Source organism: Bradyrhizobium sp. SZCCHNR1043, assembly GCF_032489675.1.
In the GTDB taxonomy this organism is placed as follows: Bacteria; Pseudomonadota; Alphaproteobacteria; order Rhizobiales; family Xanthobacteraceae; genus Bradyrhizobium.
In genome coordinates this window covers 1-24,298 of the sequence record NZ_JAUEYN010000004.1, presented here as the reverse complement: position 1 = coordinate 24,298, position 24,298 = coordinate 1, and the positions used below count along the sequence as shown (strand labels likewise).

Here is a 24,298-nt window from a genome sequence, read left to right as displayed (position 1 = left end):
ACAAATCACGCTGCAATGGCGCCGTGCCCACCATCGGGCGTCGTGCCCCGCGGTCAGACGGTGGGCACGGCGCCGCCACGACCTTGTGCCGGGCTGCAGCCAGGCTGCGCCTTTGCCCACCCTACGAATCATCAGCGCGCCGGCATCGCGAGGAGCGTAGCGACGACGCGATCCAGGGCCGCAGCAAAGAGTCTCGATGCTTCGCTCGCAATGAGGGCCGAGCCAGCAAACTAGCTCAGCGTCCCCGCATGCACCCACCACTCCGGGTGCGCGGCTGCAATCGCAGCGCCGGCGGCCCTTGCATCCGCGACGTTGCCATAGATCGCAAAGCAGGTCGCGCCGGAGCCGGACATGCGAGCGAGCAGGACGCCTGAACTCGCGCGCAGCGCGTCGAGCACCGTGCCGATGATCGACTGCACCTTCAGGGCGGGCGGCTCCAGATCGTTCTTCACCTGATCGAGTGCAGCGACCCAGTCTCCGACCGACGCGCCGGCCTGCGGCCAGGACGGCGCCGTGAGGACATCGGTCACGCCGACCAGCAGCTCGCCAGGCTTCAGGCCGAGCGCCTGGAACACGTCCTTGGTCGCGACCGGCACCCGCGGATTGATCATCACGCAGGGCAGGACGGGAAGCGCAAGCGGCTGCAGGTTCTCGCCGACGCCGGTCATGGTGCAGGCGCGCGAGGGCACGCAAACCGGCACGTCGGCGCCGGTTTTCAAGGCAACCGCAGTGAGGCGCGGGTCGTCCAGCGACAGGCCGTTCAGCTTCGCCAGCAACCGCAGCGCCGCTGCGGCATCCGCCGAGCCGCCGCCGATGCCGGCGGCGACCGGCAGCACCTTCTCCAGCGTGAACGCGCCGAGCTTCAGCCCGGGAACGGCCTCCGCCAGCAGACGCGCCGCCTTCAGCACCAGATTGTCCGTGGTCTCGCCACAGGCCTCTGCCAGAGGTCCAGTCGTGGTCAGCCTCAGCTCCGGCCCCGGCACCAGCGCGAGCTGGTCCGCGCAGTCGGCGAACGCGACGACGCTTTCGAGATCATGATAGCCGTCGACCCGGCGGCCGACGACCCGCAGGGTCAGATTGACCTTGGCGCGCCCCTGCTCCTGCAGCGCGCCGGTGACCGTGGACGCCAACATCGGCGCAATGCCCCCAGCATGTTCGGTGGTGGAGCTCAGATGCCAACTCGCCGCGGCCCGAGGCCGAAGCGAACGTGGCCGGCAACCGCCACACCCTTCATCAAAATCATCCGGGCTCCCCGGCAAGCCGAGGAGCCCGTGATGGCTCTCACATCGTAATCAGGACGACCTAGCCGCCCTTGCCGTCGTCCTTCTTGGCGTCGGACGGCGTATCCTTGGTGTCGTTGCTGGCCGCAGCGGGTGCCGGATCATCAGTCAGGCCGTTCTGGATCTTGGCCTCGATCTTCGGCAGCTCCTCGGCCTCGGGCTTCAGGTCGCGGGCATGGGCCCACTGGAACTTGGCTTCCAGCTTGCGGCCGATGCGCCAATAGGCGTCGCCGAGATGGTCGTTGATGGTCGGATCCTCAGGCTTGAGGTCGATCGCGCGCTCGAGGTTCTTGACCGCCTCCTCGTAATTGCCGATGCGGTAATAGGCCCAGCCGAGCGAGTCGACGATGTAGCCATCGTCCGGCCGCTGCTCGACGGCACGCTTGATCATCTTCATGCCTTCGTCGAGATTGATGCCCTGGTCGATCCAGGAATAGCCGAGATAGTTCAGCACATGCGGCTGGTCAGGCTGCAGCTCGAGGGCCTTGCGCATGTCGGCCTCAGCCTTCGGCCACTGCTTGGAGCGCTCCAGGCAGATGCCGCGGTAGTAGTAATAGACGCTGTTGGCCTTTTCATTGTTCACCGGCAGCGAATCGACGCCGAGCGAATAGGTCTTGGCGCAATCGGCGAACTTCTTGCGGCCGCGCTCGATGTTGCCGAGCGCCATGATCGCCTCGAGATCCTTCGGATCCTGCGCAATGACGTCCTTGAGGATCTTGATCGCCTCGTCGCTGCGGTCGGCGCTGTCGAGATCGGTGGCGAGCTGGATCTGCGCATTGCGCTTCAACGGCGAGCTCGCCGGCACCCGCTCATAGACCTTGATCGCCATCTGCGGCTTCTTCACGGTCTCGTAGAGATCGGCGAGCGACAGCAGCGCCAGCGGATGATTCGGCTGCAGATGCAGCGCGAGCTGCAGATAGACCAGCGCCAGATCCTCGCCGCCGCGGCGGCTCAAAGTGGCGCCGATGCCGTACAGCGCCTCGGCGGCGCCGGCCTGCGCCGAATCGACCAGCGACGGCAGCTTCTTGCCGGCCTTGGTCTCGCGCAGGCCCTCCTGCACCAGCGGATGGCGCGCGAGCTTCTTGTCGAAGGCTTCATAGATCGCGGTCGCGGCGGCCGCATCCTTGTTGCGCGACAGCCAATGCGCATAGGCCTCGGTGATGCGCAGCATCGAATCGTCGAGCTTGTAGGCGCGCTCGAACCGCGTGCCGGCGTCCTTCTCCTTGCCGGCCAGCTCCAGGATCATGCCGGCATGGAGGTCCTTGAACAGCGGATACCATTCGGGACCAGTCAGCTTGTCGATATTGGCGACGGCGGTCTTCGAATCGCCCGCACCGGCCGCGGCCCACGCCGACAGCAAGGTGGCGACGAGATCGGTGATCGGCCCGCGCACCGACTGGTTGATGTTGGTCTGGGCGGCTGTGTATTTCTTCTGCTTGATGTCCTGCACGCCAACCACGAGGCGCGCGATGCGGTTCGCCTTGTCGATCGTGAGCACGCGCTCGGCCAGCTTCACGGCCTCGTCGATGTCGCCATCGGCGACCGAGGAGATGAAGGCGCGGTCGAGCAGCTCGTTGTTCTTCGGGTCGCTGCGTAGCGCCGAGCGGTAGAACGCCGCCGCCGAGGCCGCGTCGCGCTCGACGCTGGCGTGGCGGGCCGCCAGATAGCTGCCCGAGGTGGTGAGCGACTTCAGATCGACGCTGGTCGGAAACTTCGCGGCGTTATCCGCAGGATGATCCGGCGTCTGGGCCAGGACGGCACCGGGGAGCAGCAAGGCAGAAACGGCAATTGCGGTCCAGCGATTGCGAATTGACAACATCACGGTGCGCTCTGGTTGTTGGAAATGACGGATCGGTACGGACAGGACCCCGATCGGCAGCTCTTCAAGGCGCCGACAATGCCGCGTTTGGCGGCCAACCGCAAGGATTTGCAGGATATTCGGGTCAGCCGGGAGCCCCTTTGGCGAAGGTGACCCGCGTCAAACCGCGCCAGTATGGCCGTATCGTGGCCGGCTGCCCTCCCGGGAGCAGCCGACTCACGCAATCGTGCGTTATGCGAGGCTACATCGCCTCGTAGTTCGGCCCACCGCCGCCTTCCGGAGGAACCCAGGTGATGTTGCCGTTGGGATCCTTGACGTCGCAGGTCTTGCAGTGGACGCAGTTCTGCGCGTTGATCACGAAGCGCGGGCTGGTGCCCTCCTCGACCCATTCGTAGACGCCCGCCGGGCAATAGCGGTTGGACGGCCCGGCAAAGACGTCGTGCTCGGAGCTCTTCTGCAGCGCCATGTCGGCGACCTTCAGATGCACCGGCTGGTCTTCCTCGTGATTGGTGTTCGACAGGAACACCGAGGACAGCCGGTCGAAGGTCAACTTGCCGTCCGGCTTCATCGCCGGCTTCGGCTGGTGCGCCTTGGCGGGATCGAGCGTGGCGCGATCGGGCTTGACGTGCGACTGGGTGCCGAACAGCGAGAAACCGAGCGTATTGCACCACATGTCGAAGCCGCCGAGCGCGACGCCGAGGACCGTGCCGAACTTCGACCATAGCGGCTTGACGTTGCGGACCTTGAACAGATCCTCGCCGACCGGCGAGCCGCGCCAGGCGTTCTCGTAACTGACCAGCTCGTCATTGGCGCGGCCGGATGCGAGCGCGGCATTGACGTGCTCGGCCGCGAGCATCGCGCTGCCCATCGCGTTGTGCACGCCCTTGATGCGCGGCACGTTGACGAAGCCCGCGGCGCAGCCGATCAGCGCGCCGCCGGCGAACGACAGCCGCGGCACCGACTGATAGCCGCCTTCGGTGATGGCGCGTGCGCCGTAGGCGAGGCGCTTGCCGCCTTCGAACACGCCGCGGATCGACGGGTGCGTCTTGAAGCGCTGGAATTCCTCGAACGGCGACAGATAGGGATCGTCGTAGTTCAGGTGGACGACGAAACCGACTGCGACGAGATTGTCGTCGTAGTGATACAGGAACGAGCCGCCGCCGGTCTTCATGTCGAGCGGCCAGCCGAAGGAATGCTGGATCAGCCCCTTCTGGTGCTTGGCAGGATCGATCTGCCAGACTTCCTTGAGGCCGATGCCGAATTTCGCCGGCTCGCTCTTGGCGTCCAATGCGAATTTCGCGATCAGCTGCTTGGACAGGCTGCCGCGCGCGCCTTCCGCGAACAGCGTGTACTTGCCGAGCAGCTCCATGCCGCGCGTGAACGAGGATTTCGGCTTGCCGTCCTTGCCGATGCCCATGTCGCCGGTGGCGATGCCGCGCACCGCGCCCTGCTCGTCATAGAGCACCTCGGTGGCCGCGAAGCCCGGATAGATCTCGACGCCGAGCGCCTCGGCCTTGCGCGACAGCCAACGGCAGACATTGCCGAGCGAACCGATATAGCAGTGATGGTTGTCCATCAGCGGCGGCATCGCGAAGCCCGGCAGCGAGATCGCGCTGCTCTCGGTCATCCAGAAGAACTTGTCGACCTTGACCTGGGTCTTCAGCGGGCAATCGTCGTCCGAGCGCCAGTCGGGGATGAGCTTGTCGAGCGCCGCCGGATCGATCACCGCACCGGACAGAATGTGCGCGCCGACCTCGGAGCCCTTCTCGACCACGACGATGTTGAGGTCGGCATTGAGCTGCTTCAGCCGGATCGCGGCGGACAGGCCCGAGGGGCCGGCGCCGACGATGACGACGTCGAACTCCATGGATTCGCGCGGAGGTAATTCTTCGGTGCTCATCTCTCTCGATCTCAGGCCCGGCCGGTGCAGGGGACCCGACCTCTGCCGCCCCCTGGCGCGTGCAAAGGTCAAACCCGGAGCTGCAATGGCAACAATGACTTAACTAGGGTTCCTGAAGGCGTTGACCGTTCGCTGAAGACTGGTCCGGAGGGGGAGCGACGGCTGGCGCCGGAACACTAGGGCGTTCCGTCCCTTTTTGGGTTATTCCAAACTCTTGTTTCCGATTTTTCGGGGCAGGACAACCACCGAAATGCATTCCGCCATGCGCCGAGGCAGCGTACACTGCCGCGGCGATCGATCATGATGACCCCCGAGCCCCTCCCCGACGTCCGGCAACTGCTCGCCTTCTATCTGGAGGCCGGGGTCGATTGCGCCTTGGCCGACGAGCCGATCAACCGGCTGGTCGAGCCCGAGGCGGTTTCGTTCCCCGCCGCGGCCCCCGTCGCCCGTCAGACGCCGGCGCAGCCCGGCCGGCCGGCCGTGCCGGCGATCATTCCGCCGCGCGGAGAACCGCCGCCTCCGCCGGAAGCGGCCGTCGCCTCGGCCCGCGAGGCGGCGCGGACGGCGCCGACCCTGGAGGCGCTGCGCGAGCTCCTGGAGACTTTCGACGGCTGCGCGCTGAAGCAGACGGCGTCGCGGCTGGTGTTCGCCGACGGCAATCCGCAGGCGCGCATCATGCTGGTCGGCGAGGCGCCCGGCCGCGACGAGGACATCGAGGGCCTGCCATTCGTCGGCCGCTCCGGCAAGCTGCTCGACCGCATGATCGGCGCGATCGGGCTCGACCGCAGCAAGGTCTACATCGCCAATGTCATTCCCTGGCGCCCGCCCGGCAACCGTACGCCAACGCCGCAGGAGACGCAGATCTGCCTGCCGTTCATTCGCCGCCAGATCGAGCTGGTCGATCCCGATGTGCTGGTGACGCTCGGCAATCCCTCGACCCAGTCGCTGCTCGGTACGACCGAGGGCATCATGCGCGTGCGCGGCAAATGGCGCGACTACGACACCGGCAAGCGGACGATCCGCGCGATCGCGACCTTCCATCCGGCCTATCTGTTGCGCTCGCCGTCCTACAAGCGGCTGTCCTGGCAGGATCTGCGCGCAATCGCGACGGTGATAGCGGTCTGAGGACCCAATTCGCTTCCGTCATTGCGAGCGCAGCGGCGCAGCGAAGCAATCCAGAGTCACGCGCGCAGCCCTGGATTGCTTCGTCGCTTTCGCTCCTCGCAATGACGGCTCGCATGGAAAGCGCTAAGGCCCCCTCGGCCGTACGATGGCCCAGCCGATGCGCAGCACCGGCTGGCGGCCGTTGATCAGCCAGTCGAAGCTGCGCGGCACCTCCGGCACCAGCCCCGGAAAGCGCTGGGCGATGTCAGGCGGTGGGGTGCCGACCGTGTCGGAGGCGCGCCACACCACGACGCCGCCGCTCTCGGCGAATTTCGCCGGCGTGACCCAGGGTGTCCGCTGCGGGGTGGCATCGAGGAACAGATGCGCGCGGCGGCGACCGAGCGCGACCAGGCTGGCGAGTTGCGGATCGCCGGCGACCGCCTGCAGCCGCTGGTTGGTACGGCGCTCAAAACTCTCGACGAAGAAGCGGGCGATGTCGCGGGCCGGCATCGACGTCGCGACCTCGCCCTCGCCGATCACGGGCTGAATCACGGCGCTGCCGGCAACGAAAACCGCGGGCGCAGCGACCGCAGCCGCCCACACCGTGCGCAACAGCCGCTGGCGGCGCAGATAGATCAGATCGCCGGACGCGACCACCAGCGCGAGGCCGACCATCGTCAAGGTGACGGCGACGCCGCCGAACACCGTGGGCAGACCGAACAGGCCGGAGATCAGGCTGCCCGCCAGGGCCGGTGCGATCGCGAAGCAATAGACGAAGTCGCGGGCGAGCGGCGGGACCGAACGGCGGTAGATGATCGGGGCGTCGGTCTCGCTGCGGCTGATCCAGCTGGCGTCGAGCAGCACCAGCAGCACCATGGCCGAGATCGCCAGCAGCGCCCCGCCAGCCAAGGCGAGCCAATGCCAAGCGCGCACCGAGAGCTCGGCGAGAACGGGCAGCGCCGGCAGCCCGACGCTGTCGGCGCGCAGCACGAAGATGAGGTAGGGCAGCGCCAGCGCCAGCACCACCAGCAGCGCGAACAGCGGATCGAACGAGCGCAGCACCCGGCGGCCCTGCGCGGTGGAGACCACGAAGCCGGCGATCAGCAGCAGCAGGCCCGCCGCGGCCGAGGTGGTCAGCAGCAGCAGGCCGGCCTCGATCGACCAGGCAAACCAGGCGTTGCGCCGGCCCTCGCCGAGAATCCGCCAGCTATGGAGCAGCAGCAGCGCCCAGAGCGGACGCGCCAGCACCTCCGGACCGAATTCCAGCGTGGGTGCACCGAACGCGGTGATGGTCATGGTCAGCAGCACGGCGAGCACCGCCTGCTGGCCGCCGACGATCGCCCCCGCCAGGAGATACATCACCCACAGACCCAGGGCCGAGCACAGCACGGCCAGCACGTAGACGCCGAACAGGTGGTTGCCGGCGAGGCGATAGGCGATGTCCGACAGCCAGAACGACAGTGGCGGGCCGAGATCGGTGCCGACCTGGTACTCGCGTCCGAACGCGATGGTGGTGGCAAGCTGGCCGGGTGGACTGCGATAGAACAGCATGGCCACGCCGAGCCACATCAGGGCCTGGCACAGCACCACGATGACGACGACCAGCCGCGGCCTTGCGCGGATCAGTTCGACAACCAGTGACGTGAAACGCATGAACGGCTGGATCGCTTGGCTGAATCGCTGAGGACGTCGAGGAGGCCGGCAGGACCGTCGCTCATCCGCAGCAGCCTCGCTGTCCGACGCCCGCAATCGATACCGCACGATCGGGGCGCACAACACCGCCCCTGCTGCGAGGGGTGACACTTCGTGCTGGCTGGCTGACAAAAACTATTAAGACCGCGGGGCCCGCGAGGCAACCTGCATCAGACCTCGAGCGAGATTTCGGTGGATGTCACCACAGTCACCTCCGCGAAAAGATCCGGCTCCGGCACATCGGTCCACGGCTGATGCTTGCGCCGGGCGGCGACGACAGGCGCGAACAGGCTGCGATGATGCACCGAGGGGCCGAGCCGGTCCAATGCGGCGAGATGCTCCGGCACAGCATAGCCCTTGTGCTGCTCGAAGCCGTAACCCGGGCAATCCTGCGCCAGCGCGCACATCAGCCGGTCGCGCGTGACCTTGGCGACGATCGAGGCGGCCGCAATCGACATCACCAGACCATCGCCGCCAATCACCGCCTCGCAGCCGCAATCGACGTCGATGCGGTCGCGGCCGTCGACGAAGACGTGCTTCGGCGCCTCGGGCAGCGCCCTCACGGCGCGCGACAGCGCCCAGAGCGAGGCACGCAGGATGTTGTCGCGATCGATTCGCGCCGGCGATGCGACGGCCACCGCAAACGCCGACGTCTTGCAGATCTTGTCGAACAGCGCCTCGCGCTGCTCCGCGCTCAGGCGCTTGGAATCATCGAGACCCCTGGGGATGCGCGCAGGATCGAGAATCACGGCCGCAGCGACCACCGGACCGGCCAGCGGCCCCCGTCCCGCCTCGTCGCAGCCCGCGACCGGCCAGACGCCCTGCTTCAACAGCGCGCGCTCACGCCGGAAGCTCGGCGGCGCCACCGCGATGACGCCCTTGCCGAGCTTGGCGCCCGACTTGCCGGCGGCCCCCGGGGCAGCAGGCTTGGTCGCGGCCTTTGCAGGGGCGCTCTTCGCCACGGCGCAGCTCGCTGCTTTCGCCCTGCCCGGCTTCTTTGACTGATCGCGAATCATGGCCGCCATGGTGCGAAACGGCTGGCGGCAGCGCAACCCGAACGGGCCTCAATTCCCCGCTATCCCCCCCTGTCGGCAACGGACTACGCCGGCAGATGCACTCGATCATCCTCGCCGACATCAATCCCCGGCGCGATCACCACTTCCCAGACATGACCGTCCGGATCGGAGAAATAGCCGCTGTAACCGCCATAGTCGGTCCGTTGCGCCGGTTTCAGCAGCATCGCACCTTTCTCCACCGCCGACGCAAGCGCCGCATCGACCTCAGCCTCCGAGCGGCAGTTCCATGCCAGCGTCACGCCTCGGAACGCCTGTGGACGCGGTGCGTCTGGCACGCCCGCGTCATCGGCGAGCGCACCCCACGGGTACATCGCCAGCACCGTCCCGCCGGTCTCGAAGAATGCCACGGCCTCGCCGGTCGCGCGGAATTTTCGGACGAAGCCGAGCAATGTATAGAAGGCGATGCTCCGCCGCATCTCGGACACACCGAGTGTGATGACGGTGAGCCGCGGAACGCTCGCTTGTGCGCTCATCACTTACTCTCCACCTACTCTCCGCACGCTTCAGAACAGGCTGAGCTGCTGGCCGCCGCCCTTCGGCCGCACGAAATGATCGGTCGTCAGCTTGGTCCGACGCTTGTTCAGCCCGAGCTTCTCGCAGGCGATCTCGAAGCGGCGGCCGATCATCCAGGCCATCGGGCCTGTCCCCTTCATTCGCGTGCCCCATTGCGAGTCGTAATCGCGGCCGCCGCGCATGTCGCGGATCAGGGTGAAGACGTGGCGGTAGCGGTCGGGATAATGCTCGAGTAGCCATTCCCGGAACAGGTCGCGCACCTCCAGCGGCAGCCGCAGCAGCACATAGGCCGCTTCCTTGACGCCGGCATGGGCGGCGGCATCGAGAATGCGCTCGATCTCGCTGTCGTTGAGCGCCGGGATCACCGGCGCCACCATCACCGTGGTCGGAATGCCGGCCTTGGACAGCGCCTGCAGCGCCTCCAGCCGCTTCGACGGCGTCGAGGCCCGCGGCTCCATCGTGCGCGCCAGCTTCGGATCCAGCGTGGTCACGGAGATCGCGACCTTCGCCAGGTTCTTCTTGGCCATCCGCGCCAGGATGTCGGCATCACGCATCACCAGCGCCGACTTCGTGACGATCCCGACGGGATGGCCAACCTTTTCCAGCACCTCGAGGATGCCGCGCATGATCTTCCGCTCGCGCTCGATCGGCTGATAGGGATCGGTGTTGGTGCCGATCGCGATCATCCGCGGATCGTAGCCGCTGGCCGCGAGCTCCTTCTCCAGAAGCGCGGGCGCATCCGGCTTCACGAACAGCTTGGATTCGAAGTCGAGACCAGGCGACAGCCCGAGAAACGCATGGGTCGGCCGCGCGAAGCAGTAGACACAGCCGTGCTCGCAGCCCCGATACGGATTGATCGAGCGATCGAAACCGATGTCCGGCGAGTCGTTGCGGGTGATGACCTTGCGCGAGGTGTCGGTCGCGACCGTCGTCTTGAACGGCGGCAGCTCCTCGAGGCTCTGCCAGCCATCATCGAAGACAACGCGGGCCTCCGCCTCGTAGCGGCCGCTCGCGTTGGATTGGGCACCCCGGCCGCGGCGCCGGCCCCGTTCGATGGCGACCGCAAGTTCGGGAAAGTCCTTCCCAGGACCTGACGAAGGCGCGCCCGCCGGCTCGGAGGGCACCGGGACCGGCGGGCGCTTGAGGGCATGTGAAGATGCTCGGCTCATGGCCAAGACATAGCACGCAAACAGAACATTACAAGAACAAAATAGAACAAAAGCGCACGCATGCTCTGCACGGGCGCAAGGCCAGCCATCACATTCCCGTTCTATCCTGCAGGTGCGCTGGAACAGGACGGTGCGGCGTTACTCTCATACAGTATCCCGCAGGCGCGAAGCGGAAGGCAAGCGAGGTCCCATGCAGATCACTTCTCCCCAACAGACCACCCCGGCCGACGATCTTGACCTGCTCGATCGCTACTGGCGGGCGGCGAATTATCTCTCGGTGGGGCAGATCTATCTGCTGGACAATCCGCTGCTGCACGAGCCGCTGAAACCGGAGCACATCAAGCCGCGCCTGCTCGGCCACTGGGGGACGACGCCCGGCCTGAACTTCATCTATGCCCATCTCAACCGCGCCATCGAGGCGCAGGATCTCAGCGTCATCTACATCTGCGGCCCCGGCCATGGCGGTCCGGGCATGGTCGCCAACACCTATCTCGAAGGCACCTACAGCGAGATCTATCCGGAGATCACGCGCGATGCCGATGGCCTGCGCAAACTGTTCCGGCAGTTCTCCTTCCCCGGCGGCATCCCGAGCCATGCCGCGCCTGAAACGCCGGGCTCGATCCATGAAGGCGGTGAACTCGGCTACGCGCTGGTCCACGCCTATGGTGCGGCGTTCGACAATCCCGATTTGATCGTGGCTTGCGTGGTCGGCGACGGCGAGGCCGAGACCGGCCCTCTCGCCGCGTCCTGGCATTCGAACAAGTTCCTGAACCCGGCCCATGACGGCGCGGTGCTGCCGATCCTGCATCTCAACGGCTACAAGATCGCCAATCCCACCGTGCTCGGCCGCATGGGCGATGCCGAGATCAAATGCCTGTTTGAAGGTTACGGATACGAGCCGCTGTTCGTCGAAGGCGCGGAGCCGAAGGCGATGCATCGGCAGATGGCGGACGCGCTCGATGTTGCGCTCGCGAGCATCCGCTCCATCCAGCAGAATGCGCGTCAGCCGGATGCAACGATCCAACGGCCGCGCTGGCCGATGATCGTGTTGCGCAGCCCGAAGGGCTGGACCGGGCCGAAGGAGGTCGACGGCCTCAAGGTCGAAGGCTTCTGGCGCGCCCATCAGGTGCCGATTGCCAACCCCCGCAGCAAGCCGGAGCATCTCGCGCTGCTCGAAGCCTGGCTGAAGAGCTACGAGCCGGAGACGCTGTTCGACGCCCATGGCCGTCTCAGGCCGGAATTGCAGGCGCTGGCGCCGAAAGGGCAGCGACGCATGGGCGCCAATCCGCATGCCAATGGCGGTCTGCTCAAGCGCGAGCTCAAGCTGCCGGACTATCAAGCTTTCGCGATCGAGGTGTCCTCACCAGGCCAGACCATCGCTGAAGCGACGCGCGAGCTCGGCAAGTTCCTGCGCGACGTGATCACGCTGAATGCGAAGACCCGAAACTTCCGCATCATGGGTCCCGACGAAACGGCGTCGAACCGGCTCGATGCGGTGTTCGAGGTCACCGAGCGCGTGTGGATGGAGGGCATCGAGCCCTATGACATCCATCTGGCGCATGACGGCCGCGTCATGGAGGTGCTGAGCGAGCATCTCTGCCAGGGCTGGCTCGAAGGCTATCTGCTCACCGGCCGCCATGGCCTGTTCTCCTGCTACGAGGCCTTCATCCACATCATCGATTCGATGTTCAACCAGCATGCCAAATGGCTGAAGGTGTCACGCGAGCTGCCGTGGCGGCGCCCGATCGCGTCGCTGAACTATCTCTTGACCTCGCATGTCTGGCGGCAGGACCATAACGGCTTCAGCCATCAGGATCCCGGCTTCGTCGACCTCGTCGCCAACAAGAAGGCGGATATCGTCCGCATCTACTTCCCACCGGACGCCAACACGCTGTTGTGGATCGCCGACCATTGCCTGCGCACCTACGACCGCATCAACGTCATCGTCGCCGGCAAGCAGCCCGCGCCGCAATGGCTGTCGATGCAGGACGCCGCCACGCATTGCGACGCCGGCATCGGCATCTGGTCTTGGGCCGGCACCGAGCCCGCCGACGAAGAGCCCGACGTGGTGATGGCCTGCGCCGGAGACGTCCCGACCCTGGAAACGCTCGCAGCCGTCGACCTCCTGCGCAAGGAATTGCCCGACCTGAAGATCCGCGTCGTCAACGTCGTCGATCTCATGACCCTGCAGCCGAAGCAGGACCATCCGCATGGCCTCAGCGACCGCGACTTCGACAGCCTGTTCACCGCCAACAAGCCAGTGATATTCGCCTATCACGGCTATCCGTATCTGATCCATCGCCTCACCTACAGCCGCACCAACCATGCCGGCATGCATGTGCGCGGCTTCATCGAGGAAGGCACCACGACGACGCCGTTCGACATGGTCGTGCTCAACGAGCTCGACCGTTTCCACCTCGCCATCGAGGCGATCGAACGCGTGCCCGGCCTCAGCGTGTCCGCGGCCCATGTGAAGCAGAAATTTCGCGATGCGCTGATCGAGCATACCCGCTACATCCGGGCGCATGGCGAGGACATGCCGGCGATCCGCGACTGGGTCTGGCCGAACAGCGCCGGCGGCACCACGCCGACACAGGCGGGCGACTGAACCAGCCAAGCGCGAGCTCCAGCAACGCAGCACCTTGAAATAGCAATCGTTCGGCGTTGCCCGAACGTGCGCGACCCGCTACGTGCTGCAAAATTCCGCAGCGCAGCGGGCTGATTTGGCTATGACAAGATGATAACAGTCATGCTGGAGGCGCGACAGATAACGATGCCAGGTTCATGCTGAGCGTGATCATCCCGACCGAAGGTGTCGAGCAGACCGCCGTGGCCACCCTGTCCGCGCTGGTGCCAGGCGCCGCGGCCGGTGTCGTCACCGAGGTGCTGCTGGTCGATCGCTCGCCCGATTCCAGCGTGATCGAGCGTGTCGCGGACGTCGCCGGCTGCCACTTCATGAAGTTCGAGGGCTCCCAGGCCGCAGCGCTCGCGGCAGGGGCCGCGAACGCGCGGGCGCCCTGGCTGATGTTTCTGCCCGCTGGCGCGATGCTCGATCCCGGCTGGATCGACGAAACCAGGCAGTTCGTCCAGAGCGTCGCCGCCGCCGGCCAGCCCCGCGCCGGCGTTTTCCGTTACGCCAGGTCTCCTTACGCTGCGATCAGTCTGCGCGAGCGGATGCGATCGGTCGCTCGGGCCCTGGTCGGACCGCTCGGCGACCAGGGCCTGCTGATCGCCCGCGATCATTACCGGCAGGTCGGCGGCTACCAGCCCGATCGAAAGCGTGCCGAGACGCGCCTGTTGCGTCAGCTCGGCCGCTCCTCGCGGACCATGCTGCGCAGCCGGATTGTCATGGTCTAGCATCGGGACGATACTTGCCAAAGTCAATCAATTGATTGACAATGGCAAGTATTGGAGGTGCCACATGATTCCTGCCCCATCCGACGGCCAGGTCGCCGCCGTTCGCGCGTTCAACCGCTTCTACACGAGGAAGCTCGGCGCGCTGGACCAGCATCTGCTCGACAGTCCGTTCTCGCTGGCCGAAGCGCGTGTGCTCTATGAGCTGGCGCAGTACGACGCCATCTCCGCCAAGGAGATCGGTCTCTCGCTCGGCCTCGATGCCGGCTATCTCAGCCGCATCGTCCAGAGCTTCGACGAGCAGGGCCTGATCACCCGCACGCCATTGCCGACCGATCGCAGACAGCAGCAGCTCGGGCTCACCGCCAAGGGACGACAGGCCTATGCCAGGCTCGACCGCAGCTCGCAGAAGGAGATCGCGGCCATGCTGGCGCCGCTGGCGCCATCCGTGCGCGACCGGCTGGTCGGTGCAATGACGACGATCGAGACCGCCCTGGAGCCGCAGCAGCTGGGCCGCTCCCCGGTGCTGCTGCGCAGCCATCGCCCGGGTGACATCGGCTGGGTGGTTTCACGGCACGGCGCCGTCTACGCCGAGGAATATGGCTGGGACGTCTCGTTCGAGGCGTTGGTCGCCGAGATCGGCGCGCAGTTCATCAGAAGCTACGACCCTGCGCGCGAGCACTGCTGGATCGCCGAGCTTGCGGGTGAGCCTGTCGGCTCGATCTTCCTGGTCAAGGGCAGCGACGAGGCCGCCAAGCTGCGGCTGCTGCTGGTCGAGAAGAAGGCCCGCGGTCTCGGCGTCGGCCGGGCCCTGACCGAACAATGCATCCGCTTCGCCCGCGAGAAGAACTACAGGACGATCGAGCTGTGGACGCAAAGCATTCTCACCGCCGCGCGCGACATCTATGCCCGCGCCGGGTTTCGCAAGATCGCCGAGGAGCCGCACGCCATGTTCGGCGTCCCGCTGACGGGCGAGACATGGCGGCTCGAGCTGTAGCGCGCGCCGCCCGGGTTGCAGCAACCGCCGGTAGGCCGAGATCACCCCCACAACACGTTGCGCATGCCGATTGCGAAGTTCCCGCGCGTCGGTAGTATCCCGCCAAACGGGGCGGGTATCAGCAGTGATGGAATCGATGGTGCGATCGAAGCTTGCGGCGCTTGCCGCGCTGGCAGGCTTGTTGGGGGTCGCGGCTGGGACGGCGGCTCACGCCGCGCCCAAAGGACGCGCAACGGTCGCGATTACGCGCACGGCCGATTTCCTCTATCTGGCGGCGCCCGCGGCGATCGAGATCAACGGCGCCAAGGTGGCGAGCCTTGGCCGCGGCGAGAGCTACAGCGGCCCGATTGCGCCGGGCGCCACGACGATCGCCGTATCGACATGGTCCTCGCCGGGCTCGTCGAACATTCGTTTCACCGCCGTGCCCGGCAAGACCTATCGAATGGTCGTGGGACCGCGCGGACAGAATTTCGCCGCCAGCATGATGGGCGGCCTCATTGGCGCGGCAATCGAAGGCGGCGGCGCTTTCGAGATCGTACCAACGAAGTGAGACGTGCGATGGACGCGCGGCGCGTCGTCGTGCCGGGGCCCTACGCCGTCGCGCCCTGCGCCTTGGGCCGGCGCAGATGCTCGTCGAGCCGCGGCATGATCTCGACGAAGTTGCAGGGTCGCGTACGGTAGTCGAGCTGGGCGGCGAGGATGCCGTCCCAGCCGTCGCGGCAGGCGCCCGGTGATCCCGGCAGGCAGAAGATGTAGGTCGCGCCGGCGACGCCGGCCGTGGCCCGGCTCTGGATCGTCGACGTCCCGATCTTGGCGTGGCTCAGCATGTGGAAAGCAATCGAGAAGCCGTCCATGCGCTTCTCGAACAGCGGCTCGATCGCTTCCGGCGTGACGTCGCGGCCGGTGAAGCCGGTGCCGCCGGTGGTGATGACGACGTCGACGCCGGGATCGGCAATCCACGACTTCACGACCGCGCGAATCTTCTCGACGTCGTCGGTGACGATCTCGCGCGCCGCGAGCCTATGGCCGGCAGCGGTCAGGCGGTCACTCAGGGTGGTGCCGGACTTGTCGTCGGCAAGCGAACGCGTGTCGGACACCGTCAGCACGGCGATGTTGAGGGGAATGAAGCTCTTGCTCTCGTCGATCGCCATCATCGCGTCTCCCTACAGCGAACTGGCGCTGAACGTATTGCAGGCCTGCACCGTGCCCTGCTGGTAGCCGATCATGAACCAGCGCTTGCGCTGCGCGGCGGAGCCATGGGTGAACGAATCCGGCACCACGCGTCCGGTCGCCTTCCGCTGCAAGGTGTCGTCGCCGATCGCCGAGGCCGTCGTCAGCGCGGCGTCGATGTCGCCCTCCTCGAGGAAGCCCGGGCGCTTCTTGGCCTCGCGATTGACCCAGACCCCGGACAGGCAGTCGGCCTGCAGCTCGACCTTGACCTGCAGCGCGTTGGCTTCGGCCTTGTTGTCCGACTGCTGCTGCATCCGCGTCACGCGCGGCAGGATGCCGAGCAGGTTCTGGATGTGGTGCCCGGCCTCGTGCGCAATGATGTAGGCCGCGGTGAACTTGCAGGCGCTGCCCGAGCAGCCCCGGAAGCGCGTCTCGACCTCGCGGAAGAAGTTGGTGTCGAGGAAGATCTGCCGGTCCGGCGGACAGTAGAACGGTCCCATCGCAGACTGCGCCATGCCGCAGCGGCCGCCATTGGTGCTGTTGCGAAACAGCACGATCTTGGGCCCGGTATAATTCTGGCCGCTGGCCTGGAAGATCTCGCTCCAGCGGTCGTCGATCTCGCCGAGCACGCCGGAGATCATGTCGCCCATCTCGTCCTTGGGTGCGCCCGTCCGGCCCGGCGAGCGCCGGTCCGCCTGCTGGGTCGGCGCGCCGCCATGGCTCAGCATCTCGGCGCCGCCGATCAGGATGCGCGGATCGATGCCGAAGGCATAGCCGATCAGGCCGAGCACGATGATGGTGCCGATGCCCAGCCCGCCGCCGCCGATCGGCAGACCCATACCACCGCCCATCCCGCCGCCTTCGTCGCGACGGTCGTCGATGTCGTCGCTGCGACGGAAATCATCGTAACGCATGGGCGGCCTTTCCTCACGATTCTTGCGCGGCTCTGCGCGAAATGCCTAACGCGGCAAACAGGTAAAATTTCCACTGTGTTAATCAATAACCCGGCCGGCAAATTTTGCCTAGCGCCGCCAAAAAAACCGGCCCGCGCCGAACCTCGATCGGCTGCGCTCGCGCGCGACCGGCGCGAAAAACCCATCGCAATCGGCGTCTTGCGCAGAGACCATCGTGCATCGACGAACGGAATTCGTCGCTGGTGCGCGTGATGAAAGCGTGCGCATCGATGCGAATAATTTTCCGGGTTAAGTCCATTTTTACTTTGCCGGGTCAATGTGTGGGCAGTCGGTTGTTAGGTCCCGCGTCGCCGACAGCGTCGCCTGAGTCAGAGTTCTTGAGTCATGGTAGAGTCGCGTCGCGGGGCGTCTGCAAGGGCGCCCCGCACTAAATTTCAGACCCTCGAAGAGCAACGAATCATCGTCGGCGACTGCGTCGCCGAGATGTCGAAACTGCCAGGCGCATCGGTCGACCTGGTGTTTGCAGATCCTCCCTACAATCTGCAGCTCAAGGGCGAGCTCAAGCGTCCCGACGAATCGCAGGTCGATGCGGTCGACGACGATTGGGACAAGTTCTCCTCGTTCTCCGCCTATGACGACTTCACGCGCGCCTGGCTGCTCGCCGCGCGCCGCCTGATGAAGCCGAGCGCAACGATCTGGGTGATCGGCTCCTATCACAACATCTTCCGCGTCGGCGCGATCATGCAGGATCTCGGCTTCTGGATCCTCAACGACATCGTCTGGCGCAAGTCCAACCCGATGCCGAACTTCCGCGGCCGCCGCTTCACCAACGCGCATGAGACGATGATCTGGGCCGCGCGGGACGAGAAGGCGAAGGGCTACACGTTCAACTACGAAGTGCTGAAGGCCGCCAACGAGGACGTCCAGGCGCGCTCGGACTGGCTGATTCCGCTGTGCACGGGCGAGGAACGGCTGAAGGACGGCGACGGCAAGAAGATCCATCCGACGCAGAAGCCGGAAGGCCTGCTGGCGCGGGTGCTGCTGTCATCCTCGAAACCCGGCGATCTGGTGATCGATCCGTTCAACGGCACCGGCACCACGGGGGCCGTGGCAAAACGCCTCGGCCGTCGCTACATCGGCTTCGAGCGCGACAAGGTCTATGCGAAAGCGGCAGAGCGGCGCATCGCCGCGATCGAGCCGCTGCCGGAGGCAACGCTCGCACCGTTCATGACGGCGCGCGAAGCGCCGCGCGTCGCCTTCTCGGAGCTGATCGAGCGCGGCATGATCGCGCCCGGCACCAAGCTCGTCGACTCCAAGCGCCGCCACGGCGCGCTGGTGCGCGCCGATGGGGCCATCATGCTGGGTGACAAGGTCGGTTCGATCCACCGCATAGGCGCGGTGGCGCAAGGTCTGCCGGCCTGTAACGGCTGGACCTTCTGGCACGTCGAGACCAAGGGCGGCCTCAGGCTGATCGACGAGTTGCGCGCCGAGATCCGCTCCGAGATGTCCGCCGCCTGACGCTCACGAATTCCGGCGCTCCTGTCCGGAATAGCGCGCCAGCAGGTCTTCGACCTCGTACTGCTCGTCGTAGCGAACGTCGTCGCGCGGCACGACCGAGACCTGCGCGGTGGACTGCGACGATTTACCCCTGCGTCCCGCCAGGGCCGGATAGTAGCTGTCCACCGGCGGCAGGTGCATGCGATCGAGCTCGGGCTCCGCCGGCCAACGCGTGACGCGCCGGGCGGCCACCGGCTCGATGCGAAGCTGCCGCCTGCCCCGGGCGCGCGCAAACAGCACGCTAATCGAGAAGCCCGCAATCGCGACTGCGCCGAGGAAAGCAAACATCCGCGTCCTGGACGCATCATCCCCGGACATGCCGAGCGTCACGGCCGGCGACGCATCCGCAGCGGCCAGCGCCGGCGTCGCGGGAGCAGCCGCTTCCGCGGCGCTCGTGTCACTGGCGGCCGCGAGCGTGTAGGAGGACGCGCGGGGCGCGGCGGGCTCCGCCGCTGCCGGCCGCGTGCCGGACTGGTCGGGCCAACGCGTCGCAACAGCAGATTCGTTCACGGCCGCACCGACCGGGTCGGGCGCCGCCGGCGCTGACGCGACGGGCGCTGGCGCGGCCGGAAATGCGGCAACCGACGGAAACGCAGACGTCGCCGGCACAGACGGCGCGGCGGTCGGTGTCGAGGACACGACCTTCACCTCATCGGCGGCGTCCTTGGACGACGATTGGATCTCGGCACGTGCATTGGCCGCGGTCGACGAGAGCTGAGCACGTTCCTTCTGCGAGGCGAGCTTGCGCGTGACGAGCGACGCGCCCTTCGCCTCGCGATCGTCGTCGCGCAGATACCAGCACTGCTTCTTCGTCGCGCGATCGATGCGATAGAACCAGTGCTTCCCCGCCGGCGTTCCCGCAGGCTTTGCAAGGCATTCGTCAGCAGCCGATGCCGGTGTAAACTCGATTGTCGCCGCAGCCACTCCCGCCAGCACGGCGACAGCAACGCGCGGCAACAAACTCGTCGTTCGATTCGTCATCACACCTCCGACGATTCAACGCGCCCCCGCGCGCCGTTTCGGCGATGACTTCGTTCGGAATAAGGCTGCGGAGGTTCCATTTGTCGAAACAATGTTAGAACAGCGGTGTCCTTTGGATGCGTTTTAATATTTTTGGGCTGTTTTGTCGCAGCAACAGTGGGAATTCGCGTTGATACGACGACGATACGCGTGCTGTGCCATTCGAGACAACACGCGGATGTGAGAAAACCCAAGACTGAAATCCTGAATGCCAATCACCGCAAGGCGTAGTCCAGACATTGATGCGCGGGCGCCTCACTTGATCTAAGTCAATGACTCTCGACGGTCCCACGCGTGTACGACGGCGTCGGACAAACTCGCCGCGTCATCGACGTACACTCGCCATGGCCGTTGCGAACATGACGCGCACATCGACCACACGCCGCGCCCCGCTCACTTCATCATCTTCGTCAACGCCTTCTCGACCAGCTCGCGCGTGTACGGCTTCTGAATGATCGGCGCGTCGGACAGCTCGGGCGGAATCGGCGCGCGCTCGCCATAGCCGGTGGCGAACATGAAGGGCACGCCGAGCTCCTTCAGCCGGTGCCCGACCGGCAGGCTGCTCTCCGCGCCGAGGTTGATGTCGAGCAGCGCGAAGCCCGGCACCGCGCGCTCGATCGCCTTCAGCGCCTGACCGACCGAAGCCGCCGTGTCGACTTGCCGCGCACCGAGCTCGAGCAGAATCACTTCGGCGCCCATCGCGATGATCAAATTGTCCTCGACGATCAGCGCGGCGCCTGAGAGACGCGGCGTCGGCTCCTGCTTCTGCTCGGGACGTGGGACCGCGCCGGTCGGCGCCGGAATCAGCTGGACGAAATTGGCGGGAATCATGAAGCGGGCCTGAACGCCGAGCAGATCGAAGCGAATCTCGGCGTCGCCCTTGAGATCGAATGGCACCGACCGCTCGATGATGGTGGTGCCGAAGCCGCGCCGCGTCGGCGGCTGCACCGGAGGTCCGCCGCTCTCCTTCCAGTCGATGACGAGGCTTGCGCCGGGATCCAGTCGCCACGCCACCTGAACCTGCCCGGTGGAGTCGGCCAGCGCGCCGTATTTCGCCGAGTTCGTCATCATCTCATGCACGACGAGCGCGAGCGTCCCGAACGCCTTGGGGTCGAGCGCGACGTCCGGCCCTTCCATCCGCACCCGCGCGGCCCGCGAGCCGAGATAGGCGCCCGCCTCCGACTCCAAGAGCGCGCGCAGCGCAACCGGCGCCCAGTTGAGATTGGTGATCTGGTCGTGGGCACGCGCCAGAGCCTGGATGCGGCCGCCGAGCAGCGCGGCGAAGTCCTCGACCGAGGTCGAGGTCTCCTTGCTCTGCGCGACCAGGCCGCGCACGAGACTGAGGATGTTGCGAACGCGGTGATTGAGCTCGGCGATCATGAGCTCCTGCCGCTCCTGGGCGCCGCGGCGCTCGCGCGCGGCGAGCTCCGACAGTTGCAGGATCACCTCCAGCAGGGTGATGCGCAGGCTCTCGGCGATGCGCAGATCCGCCGCTGACCATGGCTTCGACTGGCCGGCCACCGTCTGCTGCCAAAGCTCGAAGCTCTTGCGTGGCGTGAGGCGCGGCCCGAGCGGGCCTTCGGCGTAGGTCTTGTTGGGATCGCCCGCCCAGTTGACCGAGCGCAGCACTTCGCGCCGGAAGAAGATCAGGCAGTCGCGCGGCGTCCGCGAGATCGGAACGGCGAGAAATCCGGCGGCACGATCGCGGAACGCCTCGCCGGCGGCATAGACCTTGGCGATCTCGGCACTGGCGCAGATGCGTCCCGGCGAGGTCCGGTTGATGAAGCCGATCAGGTCCAGCACGTGCTCTTCGGACGGCGTCTCGCCGTCGAGCGTGATCTCGTCATCGGACCACACGGCAATGCCGTCGCATTCGATCATCTGCCGATAGTCGGCAACGAAGTCGAGGATCGCTCGCTTGCTGTGGGCGTGCAGAGCCGCACGCTCGATCAGACGCTCCTGGATCTGATGCGCGCGCGTCTCATAGGCGACGTCGGCCTCCCGCTCGCGGGCCTCGAGCAGCCAGGAGTACATCTGGCCGAACAGCTCGGCCGCGGTGCGCTTCTCGAACGACAGGTGATGCGGCGCATAGTGATGACAAGCGAACAGGCCCCAGAGCTTGCCTTCGCGCAGGATCGAGACCGACATCGACGCGCCGACGCCCATGTTGCGGAGATATTCGATATGGACCGGCGAGACCGCGCGCAGCACGCTCATCGACAGGTCGAGCAGGCCGGCATTGTGCGCAGGCGTCGACAGCAGCGGCGCCGGCGCGGCGTTGATGTCGGCGATGATCCGCAGCCAGTTGCGCTGATAGAGCTGCCGCGCCTGCTTGGGAATGTCCGAGGCCGGATAATGCAGCCCGAGGAACGGCTCCAGGCCGGAGCCCGCGACCTCGGCGATCACCTCACCCGAGCCGTCGGGATGAAACCGATACACCATCACCCTGTCGAAGCCGGTCAGCAGCTTGAGCTGGCGCGCCGCCTCCTGCGCCAGGTCCATCATCCCCGTCGTCTTGCGGATGCGGCCGAGCATCAGCCGGACCAATTCGCCGGAATTGACGCCGGGCTCGATCAGGCTCGGCTCGGCCTCGACGACGAGATACGCACCGGAAAAGTGGATGGCGAGGTCGAACAGCCGGCCCCGGCCCTGAAGATCGACGCCGAACACACGCTCGACCGCGTCCGGACCGCTGAGATAGTCGACCCGGGCACGGATCGCCGTCACGGCGGCTTCCGAGAGCACGGCGTCGAGCGGCCGCTGCAGCAGCCAACCGATGTCGCCGCCGAGAAAGTCCGGCGCGTTCTCCGAAGCCATGCAGATGGTGAAGTCCGACACCAGCGCCAGCAGGAAGCCAAACGGCTGGACGCTCCCGGGAACATGGATCGGCTCGCGATCGCAATTGGTGAGGTTGACCGGCTCGTTCATGCTGCTGCCATTGCCTTCGCAAACATCGCGAACGCTGCGCCCGCACTCACGATCATCCTGACTTCATCATCGGCTGTCGTCCTCTCTTGCGCGAGTTGCGACAGGAAGCTGCGCCACAAGCCCTGCCCCGCGCCATGACCGAGATAGCGCGTCGCGCGTCTCACCCGCGGATCGGCGGAGGCCGCGACCATGCGCAGCAGATAGGCTGCTCCGAGCCGCGATCCTTCCAGCACGTAGAGCGTGCCGAATACGCCCGCACGGTCGAGCGAGGGTGCGGGAAGGTCCATCGGAACCGGCAGGGCACCGAAATCCGCGAGATCGCTGGCGATCGCCTGCGATCGTCGGCGCTGCGGCCAGTCCTCGATCAGATCATCCACCCCGGCCTGATCGAGCGCCGCCTCCAACGGCAGCAGAGCGGCTGCGCTGGCCTGCAGGAACCGGCGGTAATGAGCCGTCGTGGTGAGATCGAAATGAACGAGCCCCTCATCCAGCGCGCGGTGCGCCGAGGCCGTTGCCGCCTTCAGTCTCTCGCGGATGCCCTCGGTGCCGGTCGCGCGCAAACGGTCATCTGAAACGGCAGCCGGCAACATCAAGGGGTCCCAGAAAAGGAGATCGGTCGCAGGCGCGCCACGGCTTCCTGCAACGTCGATGGCCGGAGCTGGGTTCCGGCTCCGCGCTGCTATTTTTTCCGCTCTCCGATGCGCCGTGCTGGCGGACGCTGTTCCGACGCCATGGCCTCGAGGATGGCCGTCAGCCCGCCAGCTCGGCCAGCGCCTTCTTGACGGCCGGCCGCCCGGACATGCGGCCAAAATGGGCGGCGACCTTCGGGAAGGCGTTGATGTCGACGCCGTCGCCTTCGAGCCATTGCGCGATCGTGAACAGATAGGGATCGCAGATCGTGTACTGCTCGCCCATCACCCACGGGCCGCGCAGCATCTTCTGCTCGATCAGCGCGAAGCAGGCGCTCATCGTCTCCGGCACCTTCTTCTTCATGTCGGCGAAGGAGGACTCTTCGGTGGCCCAGCGATAGCCCCTCATCTTGTGCGCGTGGGCGATGTGGACCGTCGAGCAGAGATAGCTGTTGAACGACTGCACCTCGGCAAAGGCGAAGACGTCGTCGAGCGGCGCAAGCCGCGCTTCCGGAAAGCGCTGCGCGATATAGGCGAGCATCGCCGGCGTCTCGGTCAGAACGCCCTGCTCCGTCACCAGCGCCGGCACGCGCCCTTTGGGATTGATCGCGAGATAGTCCGGGCTGTTCTGCTGGTTGGTCTTGAAGCTGAGCTTCTCGGCGACGTAGTGGGCGCCGGTCTCGGCGAGTGCAATGTGTGAAGCGAGCGCGCAGGTGCCCGGCGCGACATAGAGCTTGAGCATGGTGATCCCTGACAGATGATGTCCGACCCTATCTGCACCCATCCAGACCGTCCACCCCTGGCCGCCCGCGTGCGCCGTCATGGGCGATCTGCATTCTGCGGGCCGCGTGCTCGACCCGCGCGGATCCGGACACGACCCGGGCCGATCGATGGCGATGCGACGACCGACATCCCGATGAAGGACATCCCGATGAAGGACATGACCTCACCCTCTCGCGGCGCGCCGCGCCCGAGGTGTTGCCGAGAAGGACCCTCGCAAATGAGGAGGGCGCAGGGAATGCCGGGTGCTGGCCGCAACCCATGGCCCGCCTGCAGAAAGATAAGCAGGCGGCAGTCACCACAGGTCCAGCCGGAACATCCGGCGGGCTCAAGCGGTGGTCGCAACACCCAGTGTTTTCATTCGTGACAGCAGCTCGTCAAGCGCCTCTGCTGGAG

Annotated in this window: 19 protein-coding genes; 6 read left to right on the top strand and 13 right to left on the bottom strand. The window is 66.2% G+C overall.

The genetic code is table 11. The features are described 5' to 3' along the window. Positions 1 to 230: 230 nt before the first annotated feature. From QX039_RS07680 to QX039_RS07670, 3 genes are all read right to left on the bottom strand, one after another. Positions 231 to 1,133, bottom strand: coding sequence for a 4-(cytidine 5'-diphospho)-2-C-methyl-D-erythritol kinase (locus QX039_RS07680; protein ID WP_315773963.1), 903 nt, complete (start codon positions 1,131 to 1,133; stop codon positions 231 to 233). 169 nt (positions 1,134 to 1,302) lie between these two features. Beyond that, entirely contained in the window at positions 1,303 to 3,099 is a 1,797-nt protein-coding gene (locus tag QX039_RS07675; protein WP_315773965.1) for a tetratricopeptide repeat protein, read from the bottom strand. A 241-nt stretch (positions 3,100 to 3,340) separates the two neighbouring features. Then, entirely contained in the window at positions 3,341 to 4,999 is a 1,659-nt protein-coding gene (locus QX039_RS07670) for an electron transfer flavoprotein-ubiquinone oxidoreductase (protein ID WP_315773967.1), read from the bottom strand. 303 nt (positions 5,000 to 5,302) lie between these two features. Here QX039_RS07670 and QX039_RS07665 point away from each other — a divergent pair, with 303 nt between their 5' ends. After that, complete coding sequence (locus tag QX039_RS07665; RefSeq protein ID WP_315773976.1) at positions 5,303 to 6,124, top strand: uracil-DNA glycosylase; 822 nt, start codon at positions 5,303 to 5,305, stop codon at positions 6,122 to 6,124. Positions 6,125 to 6,247: 123 nt separating this feature from the next. Here the strand turns inward: QX039_RS07665 and QX039_RS07660 are convergent, their stop codons facing one another. The 4 genes from QX039_RS07660 to QX039_RS07645 all read right to left on the bottom strand — a co-directional run bounded on the left by QX039_RS07660 (position 6,248) and on the right by QX039_RS07645 (position 10,553). Further along, positions 6,248 to 7,756, bottom strand: a complete 1,509-nt coding sequence (locus QX039_RS07660) for a glycosyltransferase family 39 protein (RefSeq protein WP_315739955.1) — start codon at positions 7,754 to 7,756, stop codon at positions 6,248 to 6,250. Positions 7,757 to 7,965: 209 nt separating this feature from the next. Next, positions 7,966 to 8,820, bottom strand: a complete 855-nt coding sequence (locus QX039_RS07655) for a ribonuclease HII (RefSeq protein WP_315773969.1) — start codon at positions 8,818 to 8,820, stop codon at positions 7,966 to 7,968. A 74-nt stretch (positions 8,821 to 8,894) separates the two neighbouring features. Then, a complete protein-coding gene (locus QX039_RS07650) occupies positions 8,895 to 9,344 on the bottom strand; it encodes a VOC family protein (RefSeq protein WP_315773971.1) in 450 nt (149 codons plus the stop codon). Between the two features lie 30 nt (positions 9,345 to 9,374). After that, entirely contained in the window at positions 9,375 to 10,553 is a 1,179-nt protein-coding gene (locus QX039_RS07645; protein ID WP_315773972.1) for a PA0069 family radical SAM protein, read from the bottom strand. A 190-nt stretch (positions 10,554 to 10,743) separates the two neighbouring features. On the opposite strand from QX039_RS07645, the gene QX039_RS07640 reads away from it, so the two are divergent. The 4 genes from QX039_RS07640 (at position 10,744) to QX039_RS07625 (ending at position 15,454) form a co-directional block, all read left to right on the top strand. Continuing rightward, the gene (locus tag QX039_RS07640) at positions 10,744 to 13,161 is read left to right on the top strand and encodes a phosphoketolase family protein (RefSeq protein ID WP_315739951.1); all 2,418 of its coding nucleotides are present in this window, start codon (positions 10,744 to 10,746) and stop codon (positions 13,159 to 13,161) included. A gap of 176 nt (positions 13,162 to 13,337) precedes the next feature. After that, the gene (locus QX039_RS07635; RefSeq protein WP_315739950.1) at positions 13,338 to 13,910 is read left to right on the top strand and encodes a glycosyl transferase; all 573 of its coding nucleotides are present in this window, start codon (positions 13,338 to 13,340) and stop codon (positions 13,908 to 13,910) included. 64 nt (positions 13,911 to 13,974) lie between these two features. Continuing rightward, the gene (locus QX039_RS07630) at positions 13,975 to 14,904 is read left to right on the top strand and encodes a helix-turn-helix domain-containing GNAT family N-acetyltransferase (protein ID WP_315739949.1); all 930 of its coding nucleotides are present in this window, start codon (positions 13,975 to 13,977) and stop codon (positions 14,902 to 14,904) included. 136 nt (positions 14,905 to 15,040) lie between these two features. Beyond that, the gene (locus tag QX039_RS07625; protein ID WP_315739948.1) at positions 15,041 to 15,454 is read left to right on the top strand and encodes a hypothetical protein; all 414 of its coding nucleotides are present in this window, start codon (positions 15,041 to 15,043) and stop codon (positions 15,452 to 15,454) included. A gap of 40 nt (positions 15,455 to 15,494) precedes the next feature. On the opposite strand, the gene moaB is transcribed toward QX039_RS07625, so the two are convergent. Beyond that, entirely contained in the window at positions 15,495 to 16,058 is a 564-nt protein-coding gene (gene moaB / locus QX039_RS07620; RefSeq protein WP_315739947.1) for a molybdenum cofactor biosynthesis protein B, read from the bottom strand. 9 nt (positions 16,059 to 16,067) lie between these two features. Continuing rightward, a complete protein-coding gene (locus tag QX039_RS07615) occupies positions 16,068 to 16,988 on the bottom strand; it encodes a neutral zinc metallopeptidase (RefSeq protein ID WP_315739946.1) in 921 nt (306 codons plus the stop codon). A 384-nt stretch (positions 16,989 to 17,372) separates the two neighbouring features. On the opposite strand from QX039_RS07615, the gene QX039_RS07610 reads away from it, so the two are divergent. Continuing rightward, positions 17,373 to 18,506: a site-specific DNA-methyltransferase gene (locus QX039_RS07610; RefSeq protein ID WP_315739945.1), complete on the top strand. Its 1,134-nt coding sequence runs from the start codon at positions 17,373 to 17,375 to the stop codon at positions 18,504 to 18,506. Between the two features lie 3 nt (positions 18,507 to 18,509). Here QX039_RS07610 and QX039_RS07605 read toward each other — a convergent pair whose 3' ends face one another. The 4 genes from QX039_RS07605 to QX039_RS07590 all read right to left on the bottom strand — a co-directional run bounded on the left by QX039_RS07605 (position 18,510) and on the right by QX039_RS07590 (position 23,864). Continuing rightward, positions 18,510 to 19,526, bottom strand: a complete 1,017-nt coding sequence (locus QX039_RS07605; protein WP_315739944.1) for a hypothetical protein — start codon at positions 19,524 to 19,526, stop codon at positions 18,510 to 18,512. Positions 19,527 to 19,958: 432 nt separating this feature from the next. After that, positions 19,959 to 22,493 carry an HWE histidine kinase domain-containing protein gene (locus QX039_RS07600; protein ID WP_315739943.1) on the bottom strand — a complete coding sequence of 845 codons (2,535 nt, stop codon included), beginning with the start codon at positions 22,491 to 22,493 and terminating at the stop codon, positions 19,959 to 19,961. After that, positions 22,490 to 23,083 (bottom strand): biliverdin-producing heme oxygenase, encoded by a 594-nt coding sequence (locus tag QX039_RS07595; RefSeq protein ID WP_315739942.1) that lies wholly within the window; start codon positions 23,081 to 23,083, stop codon positions 22,490 to 22,492. The genes QX039_RS07600 and QX039_RS07595 overlap by 4 nt, the downstream gene beginning before the upstream one ends. Before the next feature lie 160 nt (positions 23,084 to 23,243). Continuing rightward, a complete protein-coding gene (locus QX039_RS07590) occupies positions 23,244 to 23,864 on the bottom strand; it encodes a glutathione S-transferase family protein (protein WP_315740180.1) in 621 nt (206 codons plus the stop codon). Between the last annotated feature and the right edge of the window lie 434 nt (positions 23,865 to 24,298).

What these genes read in the sequence shown, in the direction of transcription:
- QX039_RS07600 (WP_315739943.1), bottom strand. Translation starts at nt 22,493, where the DNA reads ATGAACGAGCCGGTCAACCTCACCAATTGCGATCGCGAGCCGATCCAT.
- QX039_RS07605 (WP_315739944.1), bottom strand. Translation starts at nt 19,526, where the DNA reads ATGACGAATCGAACGACGAGTTTGTTGCCGCGCGTTGCTGTCGCCGTG.
- QX039_RS07665 (WP_315773976.1), top strand. Translation starts at nt 5,303, where the DNA reads ATGACCCCCGAGCCCCTCCCCGACGTCCGGCAACTGCTCGCCTTCTAT.
- QX039_RS07680 (WP_315773963.1), bottom strand. Translation starts at nt 1,133, where the DNA reads ATGTTGGCGTCCACGGTCACCGGCGCGCTGCAGGAGCAGGGGCGCGCC.
- QX039_RS07645 (WP_315773972.1), bottom strand. Translation starts at nt 10,553, where the DNA reads ATGAGCCGAGCATCTTCACATGCCCTCAAGCGCCCGCCGGTCCCGGTG.
- QX039_RS07635 (WP_315739950.1), top strand. Translation starts at nt 13,338, where the DNA reads ATGCTGAGCGTGATCATCCCGACCGAAGGTGTCGAGCAGACCGCCGTG.
- QX039_RS07625 (WP_315739948.1), top strand. Translation starts at nt 15,041, where the DNA reads ATGGTGCGATCGAAGCTTGCGGCGCTTGCCGCGCTGGCAGGCTTGTTG.
- QX039_RS07630 (WP_315739949.1), top strand. Translation starts at nt 13,975, where the DNA reads ATGATTCCTGCCCCATCCGACGGCCAGGTCGCCGCCGTTCGCGCGTTC.
- QX039_RS07595 (WP_315739942.1), bottom strand. Translation starts at nt 23,083, where the DNA reads ATGTTGCCGGCTGCCGTTTCAGATGACCGTTTGCGCGCGACCGGCACC.
- QX039_RS07655 (WP_315773969.1), bottom strand. Translation starts at nt 8,820, where the DNA reads ATGGCGGCCATGATTCGCGATCAGTCAAAGAAGCCGGGCAGGGCGAAA.
- QX039_RS07615 (WP_315739946.1), bottom strand. Translation starts at nt 16,988, where the DNA reads ATGCGTTACGATGATTTCCGTCGCAGCGACGACATCGACGACCGTCGC.
- QX039_RS07650 (WP_315773971.1), bottom strand. Translation starts at nt 9,344, where the DNA reads ATGAGCGCACAAGCGAGCGTTCCGCGGCTCACCGTCATCACACTCGGT.
- moaB (WP_315739947.1), bottom strand. Translation starts at nt 16,058, where the DNA reads ATGATGGCGATCGACGAGAGCAAGAGCTTCATTCCCCTCAACATCGCC.
- QX039_RS07670 (WP_315773967.1), bottom strand. Translation starts at nt 4,999, where the DNA reads ATGAGCACCGAAGAATTACCTCCGCGCGAATCCATGGAGTTCGACGTC.
- QX039_RS07590 (WP_315740180.1), bottom strand. Translation starts at nt 23,864, where the DNA reads ATGCTCAAGCTCTATGTCGCGCCGGGCACCTGCGCGCTCGCTTCACAC.
- QX039_RS07610 (WP_315739945.1), top strand. Translation starts at nt 17,373, where the DNA reads ATGGTAGAGTCGCGTCGCGGGGCGTCTGCAAGGGCGCCCCGCACTAAA.
- QX039_RS07640 (WP_315739951.1), top strand. Translation starts at nt 10,744, where the DNA reads ATGCAGATCACTTCTCCCCAACAGACCACCCCGGCCGACGATCTTGAC.
- QX039_RS07660 (WP_315739955.1), bottom strand. Translation starts at nt 7,756, where the DNA reads ATGCGTTTCACGTCACTGGTTGTCGAACTGATCCGCGCAAGGCCGCGG.
- QX039_RS07675 (WP_315773965.1), bottom strand. Translation starts at nt 3,099, where the DNA reads ATGTTGTCAATTCGCAATCGCTGGACCGCAATTGCCGTTTCTGCCTTG.